General features: G+C 67.9%; 19 protein-coding genes and 1 pseudogene. 10 read left to right on the forward strand and 10 right to left on the reverse strand.

All coding sequences use genetic code 11. From position 1 onward, the window contains the following. Window positions 1-2 precede the first annotated feature (2 nt). The 4 genes from ACFQ4E_RS05950 to ACFQ4E_RS05965 all read right to left on the reverse strand — a co-directional run bounded on the left by ACFQ4E_RS05950 (window position 3) and on the right by ACFQ4E_RS05965 (window position 4,333). Window positions 3-692 (reverse strand): TRAP transporter small permease, encoded by a 690-nt coding sequence (locus ACFQ4E_RS05950; RefSeq protein ID WP_386802018.1) that lies wholly within the window; start codon window positions 690-692, stop codon window positions 3-5. Window positions 693-781: 89 nt separating this feature from the next. Further along, on the reverse strand, window positions 782-1,786 hold the full coding sequence (locus tag ACFQ4E_RS05955; protein ID WP_386802019.1) for a DctP family TRAP transporter solute-binding subunit: 1,005 nt from the start codon (window positions 1,784-1,786) through the stop codon (window positions 782-784). A 247-nt stretch (window positions 1,787-2,033) separates the two neighbouring features. Then, window positions 2,034-2,669, reverse strand: coding sequence for a response regulator (locus ACFQ4E_RS05960; protein WP_386802020.1), 636 nt, complete (start codon window positions 2,667-2,669; stop codon window positions 2,034-2,036). Then, window positions 2,666-4,333 carry a sensor histidine kinase gene (locus ACFQ4E_RS05965; RefSeq protein WP_386802021.1) on the reverse strand — a complete coding sequence of 556 codons (1,668 nt, stop codon included), beginning with the start codon at window positions 4,331-4,333 and terminating at the stop codon, window positions 2,666-2,668. Before ACFQ4E_RS05965 ends, ACFQ4E_RS05960 begins: the two co-directional genes overlap by 4 nt. A gap of 92 nt (window positions 4,334-4,425) precedes the next feature. Here ACFQ4E_RS05965 and ACFQ4E_RS05970 point away from each other — a divergent pair, with 92 nt between their 5' ends. From ACFQ4E_RS05970 to ACFQ4E_RS05980, 3 genes are all read left to right on the forward strand, one after another. Further along, entirely contained in the window at window positions 4,426-5,613 is a 1,188-nt protein-coding gene (locus tag ACFQ4E_RS05970; RefSeq protein WP_386802022.1) for a cytochrome P450, read from the forward strand. Between the two features lie 31 nt (window positions 5,614-5,644). Then, entirely contained in the window at window positions 5,645-6,169 is a 525-nt protein-coding gene (locus ACFQ4E_RS05975) for a DUF3859 domain-containing protein (RefSeq protein WP_386802023.1), read from the forward strand. A gap of 113 nt (window positions 6,170-6,282) precedes the next feature. After that, entirely contained in the window at window positions 6,283-6,750 is a 468-nt protein-coding gene (locus ACFQ4E_RS05980) for a YHS domain-containing (seleno)protein (protein ID WP_386802024.1), read from the forward strand. Window positions 6,751-6,768: 18 nt separating this feature from the next. On the opposite strand, the pseudogene ACFQ4E_RS05985 reads toward ACFQ4E_RS05980, so the two are convergent. Together ACFQ4E_RS05985 and ACFQ4E_RS05990 are read right to left on the reverse strand one after the other, a co-directional pair. After that, window positions 6,769-7,146, reverse strand: a pseudogene (locus tag ACFQ4E_RS05985) (GFA family protein). Between the two features lie 41 nt (window positions 7,147-7,187). Beyond that, window positions 7,188-7,949 (reverse strand): TSUP family transporter, encoded by a 762-nt coding sequence (locus tag ACFQ4E_RS05990; protein ID WP_386802025.1) that lies wholly within the window; start codon window positions 7,947-7,949, stop codon window positions 7,188-7,190. Between the two features lie 146 nt (window positions 7,950-8,095). Here ACFQ4E_RS05990 and ACFQ4E_RS05995 point away from each other — a divergent pair, with 146 nt between their 5' ends. Further along, window positions 8,096-9,784 (forward strand): acyl-CoA dehydrogenase family protein, encoded by a 1,689-nt coding sequence (locus ACFQ4E_RS05995; protein ID WP_386802026.1) that lies wholly within the window; start codon window positions 8,096-8,098, stop codon window positions 9,782-9,784. A 148-nt stretch (window positions 9,785-9,932) separates the two neighbouring features. Continuing rightward, window positions 9,933-11,387 carry a xylulokinase gene (gene xylB / locus ACFQ4E_RS06000; protein ID WP_386802027.1) on the forward strand — a complete coding sequence of 485 codons (1,455 nt, stop codon included), beginning with the start codon at window positions 9,933-9,935 and terminating at the stop codon, window positions 11,385-11,387. 75 nt (window positions 11,388-11,462) lie between these two features. On the opposite strand, the gene ACFQ4E_RS06005 is transcribed toward xylB, so the two are convergent. Genes ACFQ4E_RS06005 through ACFQ4E_RS06015 form a run of 3 tightly spaced genes read right to left on the reverse strand, consistent with a single transcriptional unit; the run spans window position 11,463 to window position 14,696 of the window. Next, window positions 11,463-12,062: an Isoquinoline 1-oxidoreductase subunit gene (locus ACFQ4E_RS06005; RefSeq protein ID WP_386802028.1), complete on the reverse strand. Its 600-nt coding sequence runs from the start codon at window positions 12,060-12,062 to the stop codon at window positions 11,463-11,465. Then, a complete protein-coding gene (locus ACFQ4E_RS06010; RefSeq protein WP_386802029.1) occupies window positions 12,062-14,233 on the reverse strand; it encodes a xanthine dehydrogenase family protein molybdopterin-binding subunit in 2,172 nt (723 codons plus the stop codon). The genes ACFQ4E_RS06005 and ACFQ4E_RS06010 overlap by 1 nt, the downstream gene beginning before the upstream one ends. A 4-nt stretch (window positions 14,234-14,237) precedes the next feature. Beyond that, on the reverse strand, window positions 14,238-14,696 hold the full coding sequence (locus ACFQ4E_RS06015; protein WP_386802030.1) for a (2Fe-2S)-binding protein: 459 nt from the start codon (window positions 14,694-14,696) through the stop codon (window positions 14,238-14,240). 309 nt (window positions 14,697-15,005) lie between these two features. Here ACFQ4E_RS06015 and ACFQ4E_RS06020 point away from each other — a divergent pair, with 309 nt between their 5' ends. Together ACFQ4E_RS06020 and ACFQ4E_RS06025 are read left to right on the forward strand one after the other, a co-directional pair. Beyond that, window positions 15,006-16,781 (forward strand): autotransporter assembly complex protein TamA, encoded by a 1,776-nt coding sequence (locus ACFQ4E_RS06020; RefSeq protein ID WP_386802031.1) that lies wholly within the window; start codon window positions 15,006-15,008, stop codon window positions 16,779-16,781. Further along, window positions 16,781-22,171 (forward strand): translocation/assembly module TamB domain-containing protein, encoded by a 5,391-nt coding sequence (locus ACFQ4E_RS06025; protein WP_386802032.1) that lies wholly within the window; start codon window positions 16,781-16,783, stop codon window positions 22,169-22,171. Before ACFQ4E_RS06020 ends, ACFQ4E_RS06025 begins: the two co-directional genes overlap by 1 nt. On the opposite strand, the gene ACFQ4E_RS06030 is transcribed toward ACFQ4E_RS06025, so the two are convergent. Further along, a complete protein-coding gene (locus ACFQ4E_RS06030; protein WP_386802033.1) occupies window positions 22,165-22,710 on the reverse strand; it encodes a MarR family winged helix-turn-helix transcriptional regulator in 546 nt (181 codons plus the stop codon). The two genes, ACFQ4E_RS06025 and ACFQ4E_RS06030, sit on opposite strands and share 7 nt — an antisense overlap. Before the next feature lie 315 nt (window positions 22,711-23,025). Between ACFQ4E_RS06030 and ectA the strand changes: the two genes are divergently transcribed. From ectA to ACFQ4E_RS06045, 3 genes are all read left to right on the forward strand, one after another. Beyond that, on the forward strand, window positions 23,026-23,559 hold the full coding sequence (ectA, locus tag ACFQ4E_RS06035; protein WP_386802034.1) for a diaminobutyrate acetyltransferase: 534 nt from the start codon (window positions 23,026-23,028) through the stop codon (window positions 23,557-23,559). Window positions 23,560-23,634: 75 nt separating this feature from the next. Then, on the forward strand, window positions 23,635-24,921 hold the full coding sequence (ectB, locus tag ACFQ4E_RS06040) for a diaminobutyrate--2-oxoglutarate transaminase (protein WP_386802035.1): 1,287 nt from the start codon (window positions 23,635-23,637) through the stop codon (window positions 24,919-24,921). A 5-nt stretch (window positions 24,922-24,926) separates the two neighbouring features. Continuing rightward, complete coding sequence (locus ACFQ4E_RS06045; RefSeq protein WP_386802036.1) at window positions 24,927-25,319, forward strand: ectoine synthase; 393 nt, start codon at window positions 24,927-24,929, stop codon at window positions 25,317-25,319. Window position 25,320 lies beyond the last annotated feature (1 nt).

Below are 25,320 nucleotides of genomic sequence, written 5' to 3' on the forward strand. Positions count from 1 at the left end.
TCTCAGTCTCCCTTGTTGAGGTGAGCGACGTCGTCGATGGCGTCCTCGGCTTCGTGGCTGACAATCAGGCCGTTCGCCTCGCCGCGCCAGATGCGCAGGGTGGCCTGGATGAAGCGGAAGAGCAGCAGCGCCGCGCCGACCGGGAGGATCACGTAAGGAATGAAACGCGGCAGTTTCTCGTAATCCTGCCCGTCATTCATGATCGGCTGGATCCAGCGCAGCCATTCGGGGAACGGGATGTCGATCACCTCGTACCAGCCGCGATAGGAAGTGCGCCCCATTTCCTCGAGCCCGGTCGGAAACCAGCGTCCCGTGGTCTGCGGGAGGTTGGCGAAGTTCGACCAGTAATCCCAGGCGCCCTTGGTGAGGAGAAACGCGTAGGCGATGCAGATCGCCCCGGCGATCAGCCCCAAGAGCCTGCGCGGCCCCGCGGGCAACACGTTCACCACCGCGTCGACGCCCAGATGGGCGGTCTTCTTGACGCAGTAGCTGATCCCGAACAGCACCAGCCACGCAAAGAGCAGCGATGTCGCCTCGAGCCCCCAGATCAGACCGGTGTTGAAGCCGTAGCGCAGCACCACGTTGATGAAGGTGATGATCGTCATCAAGCCCAGGATCACGGCGATCACCGATTCCTCGAACTCGTCGACGAAGCCGCCCCAACCTGAGCGCGGCGCGTCCTTCCCAGCCATTGTCCCCTCCTCCCGGGGCCTCTCGCCCCCGCCTAAAGAAAACGGCCCGCGCCACGTCGCGCGGGCCGCATGTCGTCACGATCCGAAGATCAGAAGTTGGCGTTGATGCCCTGGGCCGCGTCGATGTTCTCCTGGCCGACATCGTCGGTGAACTGCTCCCAGACGGGCATCATCGCGTCGACCCAGGCCTGACGCTGCGCGTCATCGAGCTCGCGGATCTCGCCGCCGGCATCGACGACGGCCTGACGGGCCTCCGCGTCGACCTCGGCCACGGCCGCGTTCCGCTCGTTGGTGACCTCGGTCACGATGGTGTTGAGCTGCTCGCGCACACCCTCATCGAGACCATCCCACCAATCGGTCGAGGTCACGACGAGATAGTCGAGAACGCCGTGGTTGGTCTCGGTGGTGCCGTCCTGAACCTCGAAGAACTTCTGGCCGTAGATGTTCGACCAGGTGTTCTCCTGCCCGTCGACGACGCCGGTCTGGAGCGCGCCGTAGACCTCGGAGAAGGCCATCGGCTGCGGGCTGGCGTCGAGCGCCTCGAACTGCGCCTTGAGCACTTCAGAGGGCTGCACCCGGAACTTGAGGCCCGCGGCATCGCCCGGTTCATTGAGCGGCTTGTTGGCGGAGAGCTGCTTCATGCCGTTGTGCCAGTAGCCCAGACCCAGAAGGCCGCGGCGCGCCATCGATTGCATCATCTCCTGGCCGGCATCGGAGGCCTGGAACGCGTCGACGGCTTCGATGTTCTTGAACATGAAGGGCAGGTCGAAGATGCGGAACACCTTGGTGAACTGCTCGAATTTCGACAGCGACGGCGCAGCCATCTGCACGTCGCCGTTCAGCATCGCCTCGAGCACCTGGTCGTCGTTGTAGAGCGTGGAGTTCGGATAGACCTCCATGCAGGCGGTGCCGTCCATCTCGGCGTTGACGCGCTCCATCAGGAGGTTCGCGGCGATGCCCTTGGGGTGACGGTCGGTGTTGGTCACGTGGCTGAACTTGATCACCATCTCGCCTTCGTCACAGGCGGCAACGGCGCCTGTTGCGGATACGGCAAGAAGTGCCGCGGCTGCGGCAGTGGACAGGAACGTCTTCATTGAGTCCTCCCAGACTACGATATGTATCGTCTCGCGGCAGTCGCCCCTCCCGGGCAAGCGCCGATACCCAATAGAGATACCGTGTCGCGGAGACCGGGCAAGTTTTTCCCCGAAAACCGGCTTTTCCTCTTAGTTTCAGAGCATTACCAGCTCAGAGTCGACCGCCCGGGGACAGGTTTGTGCGAAAACCCGCACAAAGCGCGTGCCTTTTCCGCCCCCTCCCGAGCCACGCGAATCGCGGTCCGCCTCACCCGGTGCGGAAGTGATCCGCGCGGATGCCGTGCCGTGCGAGCTTGTCGTAGAAGGTCTTCCTCGGCAGGCCCAGGGCCTGCGCCGCGACGCCCGCCTGCCCGCCCGCACGCGCCAGCGCCTCTTCGAGCAGCGCGGCCTCGACCCGCGCCATCCGGTCCGCGAGGGTCAGCCCCGGTTCCGACGCCGCCTCGGCGATCTGTTCCTGCCGACGCGCGGCGGCCGCGTCGCCGCTCTCGGTAATCCGGCGGCGGTTCTCGAGCACCATCGTCCGGGACTTCTGGGCCCGGTCGAGCACCGCCAGAAGATCGGAGGTCTCGCACGGCTTTTCGAGGAAGGCGAAGGCCCCGCGCCCCAGCGCCTTGACCGCCATCGGCACGTCGCCCTCGCCGGTCAGAAGGATCACCGGCAGGTCCGGATCGACCCCCTGCGCATAGTCCAGAAGGTGGAACCCGTCCCGCCCCGGCATCCGCATGTCCGACAGGATCACGCCGGTGAAATCCGACCGGATCCGGTCCTTGGCCTCGACGAAGGACCCCGCCGCGATGCAGGCCCGGTCCGCCAGTTCCAGCGTGTCCGCTAGCGCCTCGCGCACGGCGCGGTCATCCTCGACCAGAAGAACCTTCGCACTCATGCCGCCATCTCCGTCTCGGCCCGCTCCAGCGTCAGGGTAAAGCGCGCGCCGGTCCCGGTGTTCTCGCCCAGAAGCGCGCCGCCGAACCCTTGCACGAGACCGTAAGAGATCGACAGGCCAAGACCCATCCCCTCGCTCGCGCCCACCTCCTTGGTCGAGTAGAACGGATCGAAGATGCGGTCGGGCTCCTTGATGCCCGGGCCGGTATCCTCGACCAGAAGCCGCACCTGCGCGCCGTCTTCTACCACGCTCAGACGCAAGCGCCGCTCCTCGCTCTCGGCCATAGCATCGAGCGCGTTGGTCACGAGGTTCAGAACCACCTGCCCCAGCCGCACCTCGCCCGCGATCACCGGAACCGGCGCGGCGGGGCGGTCCCAATCGAGTATCACCCCTTCGCGCTCGGCACGCACATGCACCATGTCGAGCGCACCCTCCACCGCGACCGCCAGATCGACCTCGCCAAGGGGCTCGGCTTCCTGGCGGGCAAAGGCGCGCAGGTTGCGGATGATCCGGCCCATCCGACGCGAGAGATCGGCGATACGGCGGAAGTTTTCAGCGGCGCGGTCCGTGCGCCCGCGTTCGAGAAAGGCCGCGCCGTTCTCGGCATGTCCGCCGATCGCCATCAGCGGCTGGTTCAGCTCGTGACTGATCCCCGCAGACATCTGGCCCAGCGCCGAGAGCTTCTCGGCCCGGACGAGCTCGGCCTGCGCCTGCGCGAGCGCGGCGCTGCGTTCGGCCACCCGCGCCTCGAGCATGTCATTCGCCTTGGCGAGCGCCCGACGCCGCTCCGTCGCCAGAAACAGAAGCGCGCCGAGGAACAGCGCGACCGCCGCGACGACCGCGGCCTGAAGATGGGCGGCGTCGCGCGCCGCGCCGATACCGACGAGCGTCATGCTGGTCATGCCGACGACCGGCAGAGGGATCTCGATCATCAGCGCCTCGCGCGGCACGTAGGACGACCAGTCCTGGGACACGAGGGTGTATCCGCCGACCTCACGCGCCTCGACCTCGAACCGGCGGCCCGTCGGCGACAGCGCATCGCCGCTGCCTCCGCGCTCCCAGAACAGAAGCTCGCTCCGGTTGGTCGACACGATCCGGCCCGCCTCGTCGAAAAACAGGACGGCGGGCAGCGTGCCGCGCCAGTCGCGCTCCAGTTCGGCCAGATCGACCGCCGTGACCAGCGCGCCCAGGACCTGCCCCGAGGCAAAGCGCGGCGCCGCGAAGAGCGCGACGCGGCTCGGTCCGCGACTGTCGAGCACCGCCAGCGCGCGGCCCATCGCGCCCTGGAAGGCGCGCTCCACGAACTCGTCGTCCCGCGACACCGGAAAGGCGACACCCACCGATGCCCGGATGCGCCCGTCGCGGCCGATCACGACCGCGCCCAGAGAGCCCGTCTTGTCGATGGATTCCTGCAGAACCGTCTCGGCCCGCGGACGCGGCCCCCAGACGCCGGGATGCTCCGCCGTCAGAACCGTGACTTCGAGATAGTGCTGAAGCTCGGTCACGACCCGCTCGCCCGCCAGCTCGAGATCGGAGCGCGCGCCTTCGGCCAAGGGGCCCAGCGCGCGGACGAAGGCGGTGTGCCACACCGCCGCCGTGCCCGCCGCGACCACGGCGAGGTAGAGCCCCACGAGGGCGCTGCGCGATGTCCGCCCGTCCCACATGCGCCACTCGTAGCAAGCGGACGCCGCCCGGCGCCAGTCAGAAGCGTCCCGCGCTCTGGACAGCGGGCTCCGGGCACGGTTCAACGCTCGGCATGAAAGAGTTTCGTCAAAGCGTCACCGATCCCGCCTTCGTGCAGGACCCCTATCCGTTCTACGCCCGGCTCCGCGCCGCGGGCCCCATCGTGCGCTGGCCCGAGGCCGGCGGGCTTGTCGCCACCACGCGCGACGCGGTCGACACGCTCCTGCGCGACCGACGCTTCGGTCGGGCGAGAGCCGACGGATCGCCGCCGGACTACCCCGAGCACCTCTCCGGCTTTGCCGCGCTGGAGGCGCATTCGCTCCTGGAACTCGAGCCGCCCCGGCACACGCAGCTGCGCAAGCTCGTGCTGCGCGCCTTCACCTCGCGCCGGGTCGCCGCGCTCGCTCCCGAGATCGAGGCCCTGGCCGAGACGCTGATCGACGCGCTGCCCGAGGGACCGTTCGATCTTCTTCCGCATTTCGCCGAACGGCTTCCCGCGACGATCATCGCGCGGCTGATCGGAGCGCCTGACGCGGATGTGCCCGACCTTCTGGCCTGGAGCCACGCGATGGTCGCCGTCTACCGCGCCGCGCGCACGCGCGCCGAGGAAGACGCCGCCGAAGCCGCCGCGCGCGCCTTCGCCGCCTATCTCGACGACCTGATCGCGGAGCGGCGCGCCACGCCACGCGACGATCTCCTGTCGCATCTTCTGATCGCCGAGGCCGATGGGCAAAAGCTCAGCCGCGACGAGGTCGTCTCGACCGCGATCCTGTTGCTGAACGCGGGCCACGAGGCCACGGTGCATGCCCTTGGAAACGGGGTGAAGGCCCTTCTCGAGACCGGACGCATCGTGACCGCCGAGACCGCGGAGGCCACGGTCGAGGAGATCCTGCGCTACGACCCGCCGCTGCATCTCTTCACCCGGACCGCCTATGAGGACGTGAAGCTCTTCGGCCACGCCTTCGCGCCGGGTGACACGGTCGCGCTCCTTCTCGGATCGGCCTGCCGCGATCCCGATCTCGCGCCCGATCCCGACCGGTTCGACCCCGAGCGCGCGCCCGCGGCGCACCCGGCCTTCGGCGCGGGTCTGCATTTCTGCCTCGGCGCGCCGCTGGCGCGGCTGGAGATGCGCCTCGCCCTGCCGCTTCTCTTCTCGCGCCTCCCCGGTCTGCGCCTGACCGAGCCTCCGCGCTACGCAGCCACTTGGCATTTCCACGGGCTCGAGCGGCTGATGGTCGCCTCCGACACCCACCCGGCTTGACATCGCGCGCAAGGCGCGGCCCCATTCGGCGATGCGCCTTGCCCTGCTCTTCGCCTGTCTCGCCACCCCGCTTCTCGCCGGATCGGTCACCTACGATCCGTCGCGTTTCATCCTAGAACAGGGCGTGTTCTGCGAAGTGCCGACCACCGGCAGCTTGCCCGCCCCCGGCACCGCCGCGGGCCAGATCGAGCTCTTCGACGAGGTCCCGGAGTTCCAGTGGCACACCGCGCGCCTTCCGGCCGTGCCCGGTCTCAGCTTCGGCATCCGGTCCGAGGCGACCGACGGGCTCAACTATCCAGGCGTTGTCCTCACCCTCACCCACCCGCCCTTTTCCGAGAGCGGCGTGACGCGGCAAAGCTATGTCACGGCGCTTGGCGGGTTCGGTCTGTCGATCAACGCCTATACATTCGACCTCGAGGAAGAGCTCGTGACCGGCACCTGGGTCTTCACCGCGACCGCGGGCGACACCGAGCTCTACCGCGCGACCTTCGAGGTGGTGCCGCCCGCGCTCATGCCCGAGATCGCCGCGGCCTGCGGCGGGCTGCCGCTCTCCTGACGGCACGCGCGCCGACGAGCCGCGCTTCGTTACAGCATATGACAGTCCGTTGAAGCCTCTTCCGGCGCCCCACCGGCTTGCCCATCTCTTCTCCCATCAGAGAGGAGTGACCGATGCCCATCGACAGACGACAGTTCATCTTGCTCGCCGCCGCCGCGCCGATCATCGCCTGGGCCGGGGTGCCGGGCTTCGCCCAGGGCGCCGCGCCGATCTACGCCGAGAACGGCATCGCGATCGACGGCACCGATCCGATCGCCTATTTCACCGAAGGCCGCCCGGTGCCCGGCAGCGCGGATATCGCGCTCGAATGGCGCGGCGCGACCTGGCGGTTTGCGAGCGAGGCGAACCGCGACGCCTTCATCGCCAACCCGACCGCCTATGCACCGCAATTCGGCGGCTATTGCGCCTGGGCCGTCGCCGAGGGCTACACCGCCTCGACCGTGCCCGACGCCTGGCGGATCGTGGACGGAAAGCTCTACCTGAATTACTCGCGCGGCATCCAGAAGCGCTGGGAAGGCGACGTCCCCGGCAATATCGCGCGCGGCAACGCCAACTGGCCGGAGCTGTCCGGCCGCTCGTGAGGCGCGCTGTCCCTTCCCTCAGTCCTCGGGCGCGTCCCGGGCGAAGCTGACCATGCCCGCCATGGGCGGCAGCCAGCTCTCGCGGCGGTCGGTCCAGAGCTCATAGCTCGGCACGAACTGGTTGGGCGCGTCGAGCGCGCCGAGATGCAACTCGACTTCTCCCCCGCTGCGGCTGAAGACCGAGGAGCCGCAGACCGGGCAGAAATGACGCCCCTCGAAAGACCGGGTCTATCCCGTGATGTCGACGGCCGCTTCCGGGAAGATCGCGGCCGCGAAAAACGCCGCGCCGTGATGCTTGCGGCAGTCGAGGCAATGGCAGAGACCGACGCGCTCCGGCGCTCCTCGCGCCGTGACACGGACCGCTCCGCAAAGACATCCGCCCGTGACCTCGCCCATCGTCCCCTCCTTCGCCACAGCCGTCGGCTCGGCGCAGCTCCTCAGAAAAACGCCCGCCGCAGCAGGTTGAGCCCTGCGATCAGCAGCGTCCAGAGCGTCGCGCGCCGGAACATCGCCTGGTCGATGCGGTCCTGCAGCCGTCCGCCCAGCCACATGCCCATGACCGCCGAGGGAATCAGCGTGAGCGAGAACCAGGCGCTCTCCGCATTCAGCACGCCCGATCCGATATGCGCGACCGCAAGGGCCACCGCGCCCAGCCCATAGATCACGCCCTGGATCCGGGCCTGCTCGGCCTTCTCGGTATGGAGCGCGGTCAGGTAGGCCACGACCGGCGGCCCCCAGACCCCGGACAGCCCGCCGAAAAACCCGGCCACCGCGGCGATTGCGATCTCGATCCGCGTATCGGCACCCGGCAGCACCAGCGCGCGACCGGCGATCTGGCTCAGCGCGAACAAGACGATCGGCCCGCCGATCAGCGCCAGCATCAGCCAGACCGGCAGGACGGTCACGAGCTGCGCCGACAGAAGCAACGCCGCGCATCCGACGACCAGGAAGATCCGGAAGCGCCGGACCGACGACCAGGCCGCCCCCGGGCCTTGCCGCAAGGCCTGCATCCCGTTGGTCACGAGCGTCGGCAGGATCAACCCGGCCAACGCAAGATCTGGGGCCACGATCGATCCCAACCCCGAGATCATGATCATCGGCATCGCGAAACCGACGACTCCCTTGACCACACCCGCCACAAACGCGAGAGCTACACAGAGCGACAGCTCCACCGGCGTGACGAGCGCGAAGAGATCCATGCGATCTTCTAGCAAGTGCCTCGTTGAGGGCGAAGCCCCGAATGGGCGCGCAAGAATCGAACAAATGGCCGCAGTAGTGCGTATGTTTGTTGCGCTGCACCTGCGAAGACGCTATGCCGCCAGACGACAGATAGAGGATAGATGCCATGGCACATGACGGTCAGGACCTGACGCTTACCGGCAGCGCGCTGCTGCCCGACCTTCTTTCTCTGACCGGGGCCTCGGTGGCGCCGGCCCAAGCGGTTTTCGACGCGGCGAAAACCGCGCTGCGCGGCATGGTCGAGGTCGATGGCAAGGTGTCGGCCGACAAGCTCGAAGAGCACCAGACCGCCGCGCATGGCCTCGCCTGGCTCGCCACGTATGTCGAATCGCTGCGCCAGATGCACCGCTGGGCCGAGCGGCTCTCGGGCGAGGGCAGCTTCGGCGAGGTCGAGCAGCTCATCCTGCAGATCGCCTTCGGCGAATATCTCCACCACATCGCGGGCGGCATCCCGATGAACCAGGGCGAGATCTTCCGCCTCGCCGAGATGGGCCTCGGCTGGGACGCGCTCGCGCCGTTCCAGAGCGCCGAGGTGCAGACGCTCATGGCCTCGGGCAACAACACCGCGGCGCGCGCGCGGCTCGTGGAGCTGATGCAGGAGCGCTCCGCCGAGATCACGGTGGGCAAGACCGGTCTCGAGGACGAGCTCGAGATGATCCGCGAGCAGTTCCGCCGCTATGCCGTCGACAAGGTCGAGCCCTTCGCCCATGAATGGCACCTCAAGGACGAGTTGATCCCGATGGAGGTGATCGAGGAGCTCGCCGAGATGGGCGTCTTCGGCCTGACCATCCCCGAGGAATATGGCGGCTTCGGCCTGTCGAAAGCCTCGATGTGCGTGGTCTCCGAAGAGCTGTCGCGCGGCTATATCGGCGTCGGCTCGCTCGGCACCCGCTCCGAGATCGCCGCCGAGCTGATCCTCGCGGGCGGCACCGAAGAGCAGAAGCAGAAATGGCTTCCCGAACTGGCCTCGGGCGAGAAGCTGCCCACCGCGGTCTTCACCGAACCCAACACCGGCTCGGATCTCGGGTCTCTGCGCACCCGCGCCGTGAAGGACGAGAACGGCGACTGGAAGGTCACCGGCAACAAGACCTGGATCACCCACGCCGCGCGCACCCATGTGATGACGCTTTTGGCCCGGACCAACCCGTCGACGGACAATTACAAGGGCCTGTCGATGTTCCTGGCCGAGAAGACCCCCGGCACCGACGAGGCCCCCTTCCCGACCGAGGGCATGACCGGCGGCGAGATCGAGGTGCTCGGCTATCGCGGCATGAAGGAATACGAGCTCGGCTTCGACAATTTCCACGTCAAGGGCGAGAACCTTCTGGGCGGCGAAGAGGGCAAGGGCTTCAAGCAGCTCATGGAAACCTTTGAAAGCGCCCGCATCCAGACCGCGGCCCGCGCCATCGGCGTGGCGCAATCGGCGCTCGATGTCGGCATGCGCTATGCCGAGGACCGCAAGCAGTTCGGCAAATCGCTGATCGCCTTCCCGCGCGTCTCCTCGAAGCTCGCGATGATGGCGGTCGAGATCATGGTGGCGCGCCAGCTCACCTATTTCTCGGCCTGGGAAAAGGACCACGGCCGCCGCTGCGATCTCGAGGCCGGCATGGCCAAGCTCCTCGGCGCCCGCGTCGCCTGGGCCGCTGCCGACAACGCGCTGCAGATCCACGGCGGCAATGGCTTCGCGCTGGAATATTCGGTGAGCCGCATCCTCTGCGATGCCCGCATCCTCAACATCTTCGAGGGGGCCGCCGAGATCCAGGCACAGGTGATCGCGCGCCGCCTTCTCGGCTGACGCCAACGACGTCCGCCCGGCGCGACGCGCGCCGGGCTTGTATCTGGTCGCGCGGTCTCCACACCGGGACACCGGGACACCGGGACACCGGGACACCGGGACACCGCCCCTCTCGACGACGTAGCGCAACCGGACTAGGTTCCGCGCCATGTTTCTCGGCATCGATCTCGGCACCTCGGCTCTCAAGCTTTGCCTGGCAGACGGCGACCTCCGTGTCGCCGGCTCGGCCAGCGCGCCCCTCACGCTGTCGCATCCGCAACCCGGCTGGTCCGAGCAGCATCCCGACAGCTGGTCCCAAGCGTTGCGCACGGCGCTGGCGGCGCTGTCCGAAAACGCCGATCTGTCCAAGATCACGGCGATCGGTCTCTCCGGGCAGATGCATGGTGCGGTGCTTCTCGATGCGGGTCTCAGGCCCATCCGCCGCGCGATCCTCTGGAACGACAGCCGCGCCCATCAGGAGGCCGCCCGTCTCGACCGCGATCCCGATCTCGCGCGCATCGCGGGCGTGCGTCCCGCACCGGGCTTCACCGCGCCGAAGCTGAGCTGGCTCAAGACCCACGAGCCCGAGGCCTATACCCGGATCGCGCATATCCTCCTGCCCAAGGACTGGCTCGCGCTCGGTCTCCACGGCGCACGCGTCACCGATCCCTGCGACGCGGCCGGGACGTGGTGGCTCGATCAGGCCGCGCGCCAATGGTCCGACACGCTCTGCGCGACCACCGACACCGATCCGGCCTGGCTGCCCGAGATCGTCGAGGGCACCGAGATCGCCGGACGTGTGACCGCGTCCGCCGCCGCCGAGTTCGGCCTGCCCGAGGGCTGCCCGGTCGCGACGGGCGGCGGCGACGCGGCCGTCGGCGCGGTGGCCCTGGGCGCGACCAAACCCGGCGCGGGCTTCGTGTCGCTCGGCACCTCCGGTCAGCTCTTCCTGCCCACCGACAGCTACCGTCCGGCTCCCGAGGTCGGGCTTCACAGCTTTGCCCATTGCGTGCCGGAGACCTGGTTCCAGATGGCGGCGATGCTGAACGGCGCCCGCCCGATGGCCTGGTTCGCCGAAATCGTCGGCGAGAGCGTCCCGACCCTTCTGTCCGACGCCGCCGAGGCCGGCACCGACGCGCTGCCGCTCTTCCTGCCCTACCTGACCGGAGAGCGGACGCCGCATAACGACCCCGCGATCCGCGCCAGCTTCTACGGGCTGGCCGAGGGCGTCACCCGCGGCCAGCTCATGCGCACGGTGATCGAGGGGATCGCCTACAGCTTCGCCGACGCCGCAGACGCGGTGCGCGCGGCCACGCCCCTGCCGGAGACGCTTCTGGCCCTTGGCGGCGGGGCCCGCAGCGATCTCGTCCTGCAGACCATCGCCGATGCCACCGGCCTCACCCTCGCGCGCGGCGACGGCGCCGAGATCGGCCCGGCCTTCGGCGCCGCCAAGCTCGCCGCCGCCGCAACCGGCGCGCTGTCGCTTCCGGACCTCGCCGAGCAGCCCGAGATCACCGCGCGCTTCACGCCGAACCCTGCGACCGCGGCGCGTCACGCCGACCGTCTCGCGGCCAGTCGCGCCCTTTACGAGGCCTTGAAACAGGTTCGCGACCTGCCGCGCTGATCTTCGGCGGCTCTCGCAGATGAAAAAGGGGCGCCCCACCGGGAGCGCCCCTTTTCCTTCGTCAAGCAAGAGAGCTCAGTTCGACGGACAGGCCGCGCCGGTGTCGATCCAGGCCTGCACGACCTCGCCGAAGAGCTCCTGCGAGCCCGGAACCGGCGTGCGCCCCTCGCCCGGATGCCAGCCCCAGCCGACGAGACCGTCTTCGGCCATGTGCTCGTGCAGTGCCGCCATGTCCTTGCCGCCGTTGCGCTCGGGGTCCTTGAGCTGCGCGCAGATCTCCGCGCCCGACAACCCGACCCAGCCCATCGAGACCGGGGCCAGCTGCCAGGGCTCGTGCCCGGGGATCGAGCCGTCTCCGGTGGCGAAGGCCACGTTCTCGGTGCCATGGCAGGTGGTGCAGAACATACCCGGCGCGCCGAAATCGGCCTCGCCCCGGATCACCGGCGGGTTGTGCGGCTCCATCGCGTCGCCCTGCGTCGGGCCGCCATTGACCGGGTGGCAGTTCAGACAGCGCGGATGCTCGATCACCTTGAGCATCTCCTCGAAGAGCGCGACCGAGCGCTCCTCTTCGACCTCGATGCTCTCGAAGCTCTCGGGTCCGTTCAGCTCCGTCGCCATCTCGGCCCATGCGGGGCCTGCGGCGATGAGCGCCGCAATCACTCCAATACCACGCATCACACACCTGCTTTCTTGAAGGGAAGCTCGCGCGGCGCCGATCCGGTCAGCGCGCGCCAGGCATTGGCCACCGCCGGTCCGATCGGCGGCGTCCCGGGCTCTCCGATCCCGGTGGGATCGGCCTCGGAGGCGATGATCTCGACCTCGATCTCGGGCATGTCGGGGATCCGCATCAGCGGATAGGTGTCGAAGTTCTTCTGGGTGATGACCCCGCCCTCTCCCAGCTCCAGGCCGTTATAGAGGATGGTTCCGAGACCGAAGCCGATGCCGCCCTCGATCTGCGCGCGGATCACGTTCGGGTTGACCGCGATGCCGCAATCGACCGCGCACCAGACCTTGTGCACCTTGGGGATCCCACCGGCGTCCGAGACCTCGGCGATCTGCGCCACATAGGTCGAGAAGCTCTCGTGCAGCGCCACGCCATAGGCCCGGTCGCCCTTGACCTTCTCGCCGTCCCAGCCCGCCATCTCGGCGACCCGCTCCAGCACCGCGCGATCCCGGCCCGCATCGTCCTTCAAGAGGTCGAGACGCCCCTGCACCGGGTCCTTGCCCGCCGCCTCCAGAAGCTCGTCGAGGAACACCTCGGTCGCATAGGCGGTGTGGGTGTGACCCACCGAGCGCCACCAAAGCACGCTGACCGGAAGCTCCATCTTCACCCAATCGACCTTCATTGCCGGTAGGGCGTAGGGCATCTTGGTCGAGCCCTCATACGAGGTCGCGTCTTCAGGATTGCCCTGGTCGAGCATCGTGCCGTTGATGATCGACTGGTTCACCACGCGGTCTTCCCAGCCGACGATATTGCCCTCGGCATCGATGCCGCCGCGCATCTTGTGCACGGTCAGCGGGCGGTAGAAGCCGCCGGTCATGTCGTCCTCGCGGGTCCAGACGAGCTTCCACGCGCCGTCTCCGCCCGCGGCCTTGGCGATCTCGGCGATCTCCGAGCCGATCTGCGGGATGGTCTGCGCCCGGCGCCCGAAGGAGCCGCCCGCATACATCACGTTCATCGACACGTTCTCGGGCTTCAGGCCGAGCGTCTGCACGACCGCGCCCTTGTCCACGCCGGGAAACTGCGCGCCCATCCAGATCTCAGCGCTGTCGCCGCGCTTCTCGAGCACCGCGTCCATGGCCTCGAGCGTGGCATGGGCGAGGAAGGGAAAGACGAACTCCGCCTCGAGCACGGTCTCGGCACCGTCGATCGCCGACGCGCTGTCGCCCGCCTCTTCGACCACGAGCCCTTCGCTCTGGGCCGCCTCGCGGAAGCTCTCGACGATCTGGGCGGAGGTGCGGGTCTCGGCCTCCGAGGTGTCCCACTCGACCTTGAGCGCCTCGCGCCCCTTGAGCGCCGCCGCCGTCGAGGTTGCGTAGACCGCGACCCCTTGCGGGATCTGGCGCACCGCCGTCACGCCGGGCACGGCCTCGGCTTCGGTGGCGTCGAAGCTCGCGACCTTGGCGCCCATGATGTCGGGATGCCGGACCACGACCGTCTCCATCCCTTCACGGTAGACGTCGAGTGTGAAGGTCGCGGTGCCGGTCGATTTCGCCCGGCTGTCGACCTTTGGCATGTCGGTGCCGATCTTGGTCCACTCGCTGGGATTCTTCACCGCCGGTTCGACCGGAACATCCTGCTGGGCCGCCGCCTCGGCCAACTCGCCGAAGGTTGCGGACTTGCCCGACCCCTCATGCGAGACGACACCTTCGGAGACGGTCACCTCGTTGCCATCGACACCCCATTGCTCGGCCGCCGCGGCAACCAGCATCGCCCGCGCGGCGGCACCCGCCTGGCGCATCTGCATGAAGCTGTTGGCCATCGCGGTCGAGCCGCCTGTGGCCTGCAGCCCGAAGAAGAGGTTCTTGTAAAGCTCGTCATTGGCCGGGGCGCTCTCGACGCGCATCTGGTCCCAGGAGGCATCGAGCTCCTCGGCCACGAGCGTCGCGAGACCGGTGTAAGGGCCCTGGCCGAACTCGATATGCTTGCAGAGGAAGGTCACGGTGTTGTCGGGCGCGATCCGGACGAAGGCGTTCGGCGCGAAGGGGCCGCCCTCGCTCGACGCGCCGTCTTCGGTCATCACGGCCGCGGCGCCGGACTGGGCGCGCGCGCCCATGGGCAGCGACAACCCGATCACCAGACCTGCGGAAGAGGCAAGGAACTGCCTGCGGTTCTGAACGGTCATGTCCTCATCCCTCCAGCGTGTCGGCGGCGTTATGGATCGCATTGCGGATGCGCACATAGGTGGCGCAGCGGCAGATGTTTCCGGCCATCGCGTTGTCGATATCCTCGTCCGAGGGCTTCGGGACCATGCGCAGCAGCGCCGTGGCGCTCATGACCTGGCCCGACTGGCACCACCCGCATTGCGGCACGTCGATATCGACCCAGGCGGCCTGAACGGCTTCGGCCTCGGGGCCGGAGACGCCCTCGATGGTCTCGATATCCGAGCCCTCGACCTGCCCCACCGGCGTCACGCAGGAGCGGCGCGGCATGCCGTCGACCATCACCGTGCAGGCGCCGCATTGCGCGATGCCGCAGCCGAATTTCGTGCCGGTCAGCCGCAGCTCGTCCCGGAGGGCCCAGAGGAGCGGGGTATCCGCTTCGACATCGACGGTGACCTCCTCTCCGTTGACGGTGAATTTAGCCATGAGTGGAGCCTCCATGTTCTGGAACTTGTGCGGCAACGAGGCGGGCGGAAGGCCGGTTCCCGTTGGGGCGCGTGGGTCGTGGTTCCCAAAGGCTAGACCGGGCCTTCCCCCGGTCAACCGGAGGCAGGCGCGAAAGTTCAACGGGACGTGAACGTCACAATCGGCGGATCGTCGCGAAAACCCTTGCATGGCTGTGGCGGCGAACCGCCCATGTCGCTACTCTCCGCTCTCATAACGTGGGGTAAGAGGAGGCTCCGAGCAGTGATCGGTAACAGAGTGTGCGCACTGGCGGCCGCCCTGACATGTGGCGTGCTGGCGGCCCAATCGGCTTGGGCCTTCGATGGTGTCTCCTACGCGGTGCGCGGCCCGAACGGCGACGAGAGCGAACGGCTCGAGGGGCTCGTGCGCTCCGCCTCGCAATTGCAGGTCGCCGAGGACGAAGACCGCACCGATCCGCAGGAGCTCATCGCCGCGGCGCTGGCGGATTACTCCAACATCCTGAACGCTCTCTACGCCGAGGGGTATTACGGCCCCGTCATCTCGATCCAGGCCGACGGGCGCGAGATCTCCGACATCCAGCTTCTGAACGTGCCGCAGGATTTCGGGCGCGTCTGGGTCCGGGTCCAGACCGGCCCGCAATTCACCTTCTCGCGGACCGACATCACCCCGCGCGCCCGCGGCACCGAGTTGCCCGACGAATTCGCCCCGGGCGAAATCGCCCGCGCCTCGATTGTCGGCGACGCTGTCGACGCCTCCATCGACGCCTGGCGCGAGCGCGGCCATGCCAAGGCCGCCGTCGCCTCCGAGGACGTCCGCGCCCAGCATGAGCGCGAGACCCTGTCGGTCGATATCGGCCTCGCCCCCGGCCCGGTCGTCACCTTCGGCGATCTCATCCTGACCTCCGAAAGCGCGGTCCGCGCCTCGGCGATCCGGCGCATCGCGGGCTTCCCCGCGGGCCAGCGCTTCGATCCGGTCGACGCGGCCCGCGTCGCCGACCGGCTGCGCCGTACCGGCGCGTTCTCGTCCGTCACGCTGACCGAGGGCGACCTGCGCCAGCCCGGCAATGTCATGGACATGACGCTCCAGACCGCCGACCAGAAACCGCGCCGCATCGGCTTCGGCGCCGAGGTCTCGACGCTCGACGGCGCGGCGGTCTCGGCCTTCTGGCTGCATCGCAACTTCTTCGGCGGCGCCGAGCGGCTGCGCTTCGACGCGGAAGTGTCGAATATCGGCTCGTCGGAAAGCGGCATGGACTACCTGGTGTCTGGACGCCTCGAGATCCCCGCGATCTACGGCGCCGACACCGATGGCTATGTGCAGGGCCGCATCCTGCGCGAGGACGAGCCCACCTACCTCTCCGAACGGGTCGAACTGGGTGTCGGCGCGACGCGGATCATCTCGGAGACGCTCGAAGCGGAGGTCGGCGTGACCTTCATCCGGTCGCGCACCGTGGACGATCTGGGCGAGCGCGATTTCACCCTCCTCGCCTTTCCCGCGCAGCTGACCTTCGACACCCGCGACAACGAGCTGAACCCCAAGCAGGGCGTCTACGTCACCGCCTCGACGACGCCGTTCCTCGGCCTCGCCGACAGCGCCTCGGGTGCCCGTCTGAACGGTGACGCGCGGCTCTACTGGGGCTTCGGCGACAACGATCCGAACGTGCTCGCCGCGCGGCTGCAGCTTGGCGCGGTCGTGGGCTCCGAGCTCGACGAAACGCCGCCGGACTTCCTCTTCTATTCGGGCGGCGGCGGCACCGTGCGCGGACAACCCTACCAGTCGCTCTTCGTCACGCTCGACGACGGCACCGAGATCGGCGGGCGCGGCTTCCTGGGCCTCTCAACCGAGTTCCGCCGCGAGGTCACCCGATCGATCGGCGCGGTCGCCTTCTACGACGCGGGCTATATCTCGCCCGACCCGGGCTTCGGCGGCACCGACAATGCCGAGGGCGAGTGGCATTCCGGCGCGGGCATCGGGCTTCGCTACAACACCGGCATCGGCCCCATCCGCTTCGACGTCGCCACGCCGACCAGTGGCGAGACAGGCGACGGTATCCAGTTCTACATCGGCATCGGGCAGGCATTTTGATGATCACCAGACCTCGCGTTCTGGCCGCCACAGCGGCTCTGACCCTACTGCCCGTCGGCCTGATCGCGCAAAGCGAAAGCGAAGAAGAGCGGGATCGCGGCTACCTGCAGGGTCTGCTCGAAGACAATCTCTCGGGCGCGGGCCGCCAGGTCCGGATCGAGGGCTTCGCGGGCGCGCTGTCCTCCGAGGCGACGATCGAGAGCATGACCATCGCCGATGGCGAGGGCGTCTGGCTGACCATCCGCGGCATCACGCTCGACTGGAACCGCTCGGCGCTTCTCACCGGCCGCGTCTCGGTCAACGAGTTCTCCGCCGAGGAGGTCCTCCTCCCGCGCCTGCCCGCCCCCGGCGAGAGCGAGGAGATCGCGGTCCCGGATGCCGAGGCACAGCCCTTCTCGCTCCCCGAGCTTCCGGTCTCGATCCAGATCGGCGAGCTCGCGGTCGGCCGCGTCGAACTGGGCGCGCCGATCCTGGGCGAAGCCGCGGCCTTCGCCATCGAAGGCTCCGCCAGCCTCGCTGATGGCGAGGGAGACGCCAATATCGCGGCGAACCGGATCGACGGCGAAGACGGCACCTTCCAGATCGACGGCAGCTTCCAGAACGAGACGCGCGAGCTGGCCCTGAACATCCTTCTCGACGAAGGCCCGGGCGGCATCGCCGCCACGCTGATCGGCCTGCCTGGCGAGCCGGCGCTGGAGCTTGCCGTCGAGGGCACCGGCCCGATCTCGGATTACACCGCCGACATCCGCCTGGCCACCGACGGCCAGGACCGCCTGACCGGCCAGGTCGAGGTCGCCGAGACCGCGGAGGAAGGCGCCGAAGGAACGAGCTTCACCGCGGCGCTCGCGGGCGACATCCGGCCGCTTCTGATGCCCGAGGCGCGCGGCTTCTTCGGCGAGAACCTGTCGCTCGATCTCGCCGGTCTGACGCTCTCCACCGGCGAGGTTTTCGTCGACACGCTCGAGCTGCAATCCGAGGCGATCCAGCTTTCGGGCAACCTGGCACTCGGGCCCGACAAATGGCCCGTCCGCTTCGCCCTTGACGGGCAGATGCAGGGCGAGAACGGCGCGGCGGTCCAGCTTCCGATCCCCGGCGCGCCCACCCTCGTCGACAACGCCATCATCGATATCGGCTACGATTCCGACGTGGACGATGCCTGGAGCGCAGTGATCGACGTGACCGGTCTCGACCGTCCCGACCTCGTCGCACGCTCGCTGCGCATCGACGGCGACGGCACGCTCCAGCGCGGCACCGGCAGCGGCGTGGGCGCGGTCTCGGGCGGCTTCGACATCGCCGCGCAGGGCCTGCGCTTCACCGATCCCGGGCTCGCCGACGCGGCGGGCGATGGCGCCAACGGACGCATCACCTTCTCCTATACCGAGGATCAACCACTTGAAATCTCGGAGCTTTCACTCGACGCCGCGGGTGTGACGCTCAACGGCGCGCTGAGCGTCGAGGGGCTGACCGGAGAGCTCGGCATCGACGTCTCGGGCGACGTGGCGCTCGCCGCGCGCGATATCTCGCGCTTCTCCGGCCTCGCCGGGCGCGAACTGGCGGGCAGCGTCGATGTCACCGCCTCGGGCAGCTTTCAGCCGCTCTCCTCGGGCTTCGACGGGCGTGTCGAGGGCACCGCCAACGACCTTCTGACTGGCATTGCCGAACTGGACGGCCTTCTGGACGGCCAGACGCGCATCGTCGCCGATGCGCGGCGCGACAGCGACGGGCTTTTGATCCGCACCGTCGATCTCGAGGCCGAGGATGCCGACGCGCATATCGAAGGCCGGATCGCGAGCGATGCGGGCGAGGTGATCTTCGATCTCGCGGTCGCGGAAGCCTCCGACATCCTGCCGCAGCTCTCGGGTGCGGTCGCCGCGGAGGGCCGCGCGGTCCTGACCCCGGCCCCGCCCGCAAACCCCGACACGCCGAACGCGGCGCCCGAACCCGATCGCTGGGACATCACCGCGACCGCTTCCGCCCCCGGCGGCGTCGCGGCGGATGTCGATGCGGCGGTCGAGATCCTCGCAGGCGTGCTTTCGGTCGTCTCCGCCTCGGGCACCGTGTCCGCCGAGGACGTCGCGCCCTACGGCACATTCGCCAACCGTCCCCTTCAGGGCGGCGTGAACCTGACCGGCGAGGGCCGCTACGATCTTCTGTCCAAGGATTTCGCCGCCGATCTCGACGGGACCACCACCGATATCGGCTTTGGCATCCCCGAGCTGACCCGGCTTCTCGTGGGCCGGACCGAGCTTGGCCTCACCGTCATCAAGCGCGGCGCCGGGCTACAGCTCGACCGCCTCACCCTCGATGCCGAGCGCGCAGAGATCGACGCGACCGCCCAGCTTCTCGGCCAGACCGGGCAGGCGCAGTTCGACATCGCGCTGAGCGATCTTGCAGACGTCGCCGAAGGGCTCTCCGGCAGCGCCCGCCTGACCGGATCGGCCAGTCAGACCGGGGATCTCTGGACCTATGACGTGGCCGGTTCCGGCCCCGGCGGCGCGGCGATCGACCTTGCGGGCCAGGCGACGGTCGAGGGCACCACGCCGCGCTCGGTCTCGGCCGAAGGCAGTGTCGCGGTCGACGACCTCTCGGTCTACGAGACCGTCGCGCGCCGCCCGATGGGCGGCTCGGCCCGGCTGTCCGGCTTGGGCAGCGTCGACCTGACGACCTACGCCTTCACCGCCGATCTGACCGGACAGACGGTCGATATCGAGACCGGCATCCCCGAGCTCACCCGGCTTCTCGAAGGCTCCACCGACCTCACCGTCGATGCCGAGATGACCGCCGAAAAGGCGATCACGGTCGAGACGCTGACCCTCTCGGGCCAGCGCATCACCGTGGCGGGCGATGGCCGCTACGGCACCGGCGACGGGCGCGCGCGCTTCGACGTGGCGCTGAGCGATCTGGCTTATGTCGTGCCCGGCCTGACCGGCGCGCTGCGCCTCAACGGCACGGCCGAGCAATCCGGCGAGACCTGGTCCTACGACGTCGCGGGCAGCGCGCCCGGCGGCGCCGAGATCGACCTCGAGGGCGAGGCGCGCGTGGACGGAACGACCCCGCTCAGCGTGTCGGCGGCTGGACGCGCGGCGATCGAGACGCTGGCGCCCTATTCCAACCTCCTCGGCCGCGACCTCGCGGGCGGGCTGACGCTTGAAGGCTCCGGCTCCTACGACCTCGAGACCGGCGCGGCTTCGGTAGATCTCACCGGTCGGGCGGACGATCTGAAAACCGGCATCGTGCAGGCCGACCGGCTTCTGGCCGGGACCGTGCTTCTCGATGTCGACGCCCAGCTCGACGGCGCGGGCGGCATCATCATCGACACGCTCGACGTCGATGCGCCGCGCGTCACGGTCACCGCCTCGGGCGACCTCGCCGACACCTCGGGCGACGCGCGCTTCGATGTCCGGCTGTCCGACCTGGCGGATTTGGTGCCGGGCATGTCCGGATCGGCGACGCTGACCGGCACCGCGACCCGCGCGGGCGACCGCATCACCGCCGATGTCACCGCCTCGGGCCCCGGAGGCCTGGCCGCGGATCTCGACGTCGCGGCGGCCTTGGCCGAAAACGCGCTGGAGAGCATCGGCGCCGAAGGCACCGTCCGCATCGACAGCCTCGCGCCCTATGGCGGGCTCGCGAACATGCCGCTCTCGGGCGCTGTCTCGGTTGATGGCGGCGGCAGCTACACGCTTGCGACGGGCGCGTTCTCGGCCGATGCCGATATTCGCGCGCAGTCGCTGCGCACCGGGATCGCGCCGGTCGATCAGCTCTTCGGCGGCACGACCACGGCCACCGTGGATGCAGGCCGCGACGACAGCGGCGTCTTCCGCATCTCGAACCTCGTGGTCGACAGCCCCGAGCTCGACGCCACCGTATCGGGCGCCTATGGCGGCAATGGCGAGACCATCCGCTTCGATGCCCGGCTCCGCGACCTGGGTCTCTTCGTGGCCGATCTCTCGGGTCCCGCAACCGCGCAGGGCACCGCCACAGCGCAAGGGTCGAGCTGGCTGATCGACGCCGACCTGACCGCGCCCGGTGGCACTACGGCGAGCGTCGGAGGCAGCGTCGCGCAGGACGCCTCGTCGGCCAACCTGTCGATCACCGGCGGCGCGCCGCTCGGCTTCGCCAACCCGTTCCTCGAGCCTAACCTTCTATCGGGCAACGCCCGGTTCGACCTGGCCCTGAACGGCCCGCTGGCGCTGAGCTCGCTCTCAGGAACCGTCACCTCCGGCGACGCGGAGTTCGTGATCGCGAGCCAGGCCATCGTCCTGAACGACATCGCGCTGAACGTCCGCCTCGGCGGCGCGCAGGCGGTTCTCGACGTGGCGGGATCGGTCGCGTCGGGCGGGCGCTTCTCGGTCACCGGCCCGGTCGGCCTGACGGCGCCGTTCAACGGCGACCTCGAAGTGCTGCTTCAGAACGTGAATGTGGAAAGCCCCGGCCTCTACCAGACCGAGTTCGACGGCCAGCTCTCGCTCTCCGGACCGCTCGCCTCGACCGCGGCCCTGACCGGCCGGATCGTCTTGGAGGAGACCGAGGTGCGCGTACCGACTGGCGGCCTAGGTGCGGGCGCGATCGGCTTCGCCCTCACCCATGTGAACGAGCCGGGCGATGTCCGCGCGACGCGGGCACGCGCCGGACAGCTCGACCAGTCGGGACCGAACGGGAACGGCGGCGCGTCGGGCGGTGGCGGCGGCGTGAACTATCGCCTGGGCATCACCATCTCGGCGCCTTCGCGCATCTTCGTGCGGGGCCGCGGCCTCGATGCGGAGCTCGGAGGAGAACTGTTCGTCGGCGGCACCTTGCAGAACATCATCCCGCAGGGCCGGTTCGACCTCGTCCGCGGGCGGCTGGACATCCTCGGGCAGCGGCTGGCCCTCTCCGAGGCCTATATCGTCCTGCAGGGCAATTTTGATCCGTTCCTGCGCGTGCAGGCCGACACCCAGCGCAACGAGACGACGGTCACGATCATCATCGAAGGCCCCGTGTCGGATCCTGAGGTCACCTTCGCCTCAAACCCGCAACGGCCCGAGGAAGAGGTGCTGGCACTTCTCCTCTTCGGACGCGATCTGACCGAGATCTCGGGTCTGCAGGCGCTCAGGATCGCGTCGGCGATCAACACGCTTGCGGGGCGCTCGGGCACCAGCCTCGTCGACAGGCTGCGGGCGCAGACCGGGCTTGACGATCTCGACGTGCAGACCGCGGCGGACGGCACCACCGAGGTGCGGCTCGGCAAGTATATCTCGGAGAGGGTCTATACGGATGTGACGGTGAACGGCTCAGGCGAGACCGAGATCAACCTCAACTTCACCGTCACCAACAGCATCACCGCGCGCGGCACCGTCAGTTCGGACGGCAATACCGGTGTCGGCGTCTATTATGAGCGGGATTACTGATCGCTGTCTAAGCGGCTGCCGTTGAGCTGAACGATATCGCCCGTCGCCAGGACGGGCGATGCGTCGATCTCGGCGGCGTCGAGCATCGCGGCGACCTTTTCGAGAACCGCGACGAGCATCGCCTGCTCGTAATCGGGCAGGCTTTCGAACTGCGCTACATAGCGCTGCTGCAGCGCGTCGGGCGCGATCTCGACCTTCGAGCGGCCCTTCTCGGTGATCGTCAGATCGACCTGGCGCCGGTCGCCCTCGGATTGGCGGCGTTCGATCAGGCCATAGCTGACGAGCTTCTTGATCAGCGCCGAGATGGTCGCCTGGGTCACGCCCATGCGCTCGGCAATCTCGGAGGGATGGCAGTCGCCCGCTTCGGCCACGATCTGCAGGACACGCAGCTGAACCGCTGTCAGGCCCGCGTCGCGCGCGAGATCACGGCCGTAAAGCTCGGTGGCGCGCAGGATGCGGCGCAGGGCTACCAGACTAGAATCCGTTCGATCCACGGCGTCGATTTCCAGCTCTTCGAGATCCTGACGGTGGCGGGCCAACGCGCAGGATCCGGCGATGCGTTTGGTATGACTTTGGTCAAACATACCAAAGTATTTAGTCATTAAACCTAAATTTCCCAAGCTGTCACGCCTCGAAAGAGATGGGAGGCAGGGTTGCAAATGTGCAATTCGAAGCATATTTCAGGGTCACAAAAGGGCGAATGACACCCTAAGCCATTGATTTAAATAAAATACCCAACGGATAACCGCAACGGGGAAGAAAATTACTTAGCATATTGAAAGATATGACTAAGGAGATATATTTAGTCACACGAACAAACGACCCACGCAGCAGAAAAGGTTGAAGCCGAGACCATGCAGACGATGGACACCCACAAGGCCGATGGCGCCGTGACATTTCGCAAGCCGACCCGCGAGGACGGAGCCGAAATCTGGGAGCTGATCCGCAGCTGCAAGCCCCTCGACGAGAACTCGATGTACTGCAACCTTCTGCAGAGCGACCACTTCCGTGACACCTGCGTGGCGGCCGAGGTCGACGGCAAAATCGTCGGCTGGATCTCGGCCTACATCAACCCGAACGACCCCGATTGCGTGTTCGTCTGGCAGGTCGCCGTGTCGCCCGATGCCCGTGGCATGGGTCTCGGCACCCGCATGCTGACCGCCCTGATGGCGCGAGAAGAATGTGCCGAGGTCAAGCGCATGCAGACCACGATCACCCTCGACAACGACGCGTCCTGGGCACTCTTCCGCAAGTTCGCGGACGCCTCCGAGGCCGATCTGAGCTCGGACGCGCATTTCACCCGCGACACGCATTTCGCAGGCGAGCACGCGACCGAACACATGGTCACAATCACCTTCCGGCAGGCGCTCCGCCAGTCGGCGGCCTGAGCCTCGCCCCTTCGGCGCGTGACGCTGTCGTTGCGCCGCCTATCTCCCAATCGTTTCCTCTCGAAAGGACCCGCCATGACTCATGACATGAAACCCGTATTCGAGCGCCGCGAAAGCCAGGCGCGCAGCTACTGCCTCAGCTTCGACACCGTCTTCACCAAGGCCTCCGGCTCGGAGATGACCGACACCGACGGCCGCACCTATATCGACTTTCTCGCCGGGTGCTCGTCGCTGAACTACGGCCATAACGACCCCGACATGAAATCGGCGCTGATCGAGCATATCGCGGGCGACGGCATCGCCCACGGTCTCGACATGTATACCGACACCAAGGCCGCCTGGCTCACCGCCTACGAGGAGATCATCCTCAAGCCGCGCGGCATGGACGACTACAAGGTCATGATGACCGGCCCGACCGGCACCAACGCCGTCGAAGCCGCGATGAAGCTCGCGCGCAAGGTCACCGGCCGCCGCAACATCGTCGCCTTCACCAACGGCTTCCATGGCATGACCATGGGCGCGCTCTCGCTCACCGGCAACACGTCCAAGCGCGATGGCGCGGGCGCCGAGATGCTGGACGGCGTCACGCGGATGCCCTTCGACGGTGCCTTCGGCGAAGGTGTCGACACGCTCGAGCATATCGAGATGATGATCGACAACCCGTCCTCGGGGATCGACGCCCCGGCGGCCTTCGTGCTCGAGCCCGTGCAGGGCGAAGGCGGCCTGAACGCCGCGTCGAAGGAATGGATGGAGGGCATCGCCCGCCTCGCCAAGCGCCACGGCGCGATGCTGATCATCGACGACATCCAGTCGGGCTGCGGCCGCACCGGCACGTATTTCTCCTTCGAAGGCATGGATATCGAGCCGGACATGATCACTCAGGCGAAAAGCCTGTCGGGCTTCGGTCTTCCCTTTGCCTGCCTGCTGATCAAGCGCGACCATGATATTTGGAAGCCTGCCGAGCACAACGGCACCTTCCGCGGCAACACCCACGCCTTTGTCACCGCCCGCGTCGCGCTGGAGAAATTCTGGAAGGACGACGCGTTCCAGAAAAAGGTCCACGAGAAGAGCGTGATGCTCACCTCCGGCCTGCAGGCCATCGCAGACTGCGTCCCCGGCGCCACCCTGAAGGGTCGCGGCATGATGCAGGGCGTCGATGTCGGCAGCGGCGAGCTGGCCGGTGCGATCTGCGCCAAGGCGTTCGAGAAGGGCCTGATCATCGAAACTTCGGGCGCCGACGACGAGGTCGTCAAGGTGCTCGCCCCCCTCACCACCCCGGTCGACACGTTCCAGAAGGGCCTCGCGATCCTGCTTGAGGCCACGCAGGACGTGACCGGACAAGCGAAACTCGCAGCGGAGTAACAGACATGATCGTTCGTGATTTCAACAAACTCAAAACCACCGACAAGGCCGTCTCAGACGCACAGTGGACATCCGTCCGGATGCTGCTTGCCGATGACGGGATGGGCTTCTCGTTCCACATCACCACCCTCGAAGCCGGGTCGGAGCACACGTTCCACTACAAGAACCACTTCGAGAGCGTCTACTGCATGTCCGGCAAGGGCTCGATCACCGATCTCGCCACCGGCGAGACGCACGAGATCACGCCCGGCGTCATGTATGCGCTGAACGAGCACGACCACCACACCCTGCGTGCCGAGGAAGAGCTGGTCATGGCCTGCTGCTTCAACCCGCCGGTGACCGGCAACGAAGTGCACCGCGAAGACGGCTCCTACGCCGCGCCGGACGAAGCGGCCTGAA

Source organism: Litorisediminicola beolgyonensis (assembly GCF_042679605.1).
Classification (GTDB): Bacteria; Pseudomonadota; Alphaproteobacteria; order Rhodobacterales; family Rhodobacteraceae; genus Litorisediminicola; species Litorisediminicola beolgyonensis.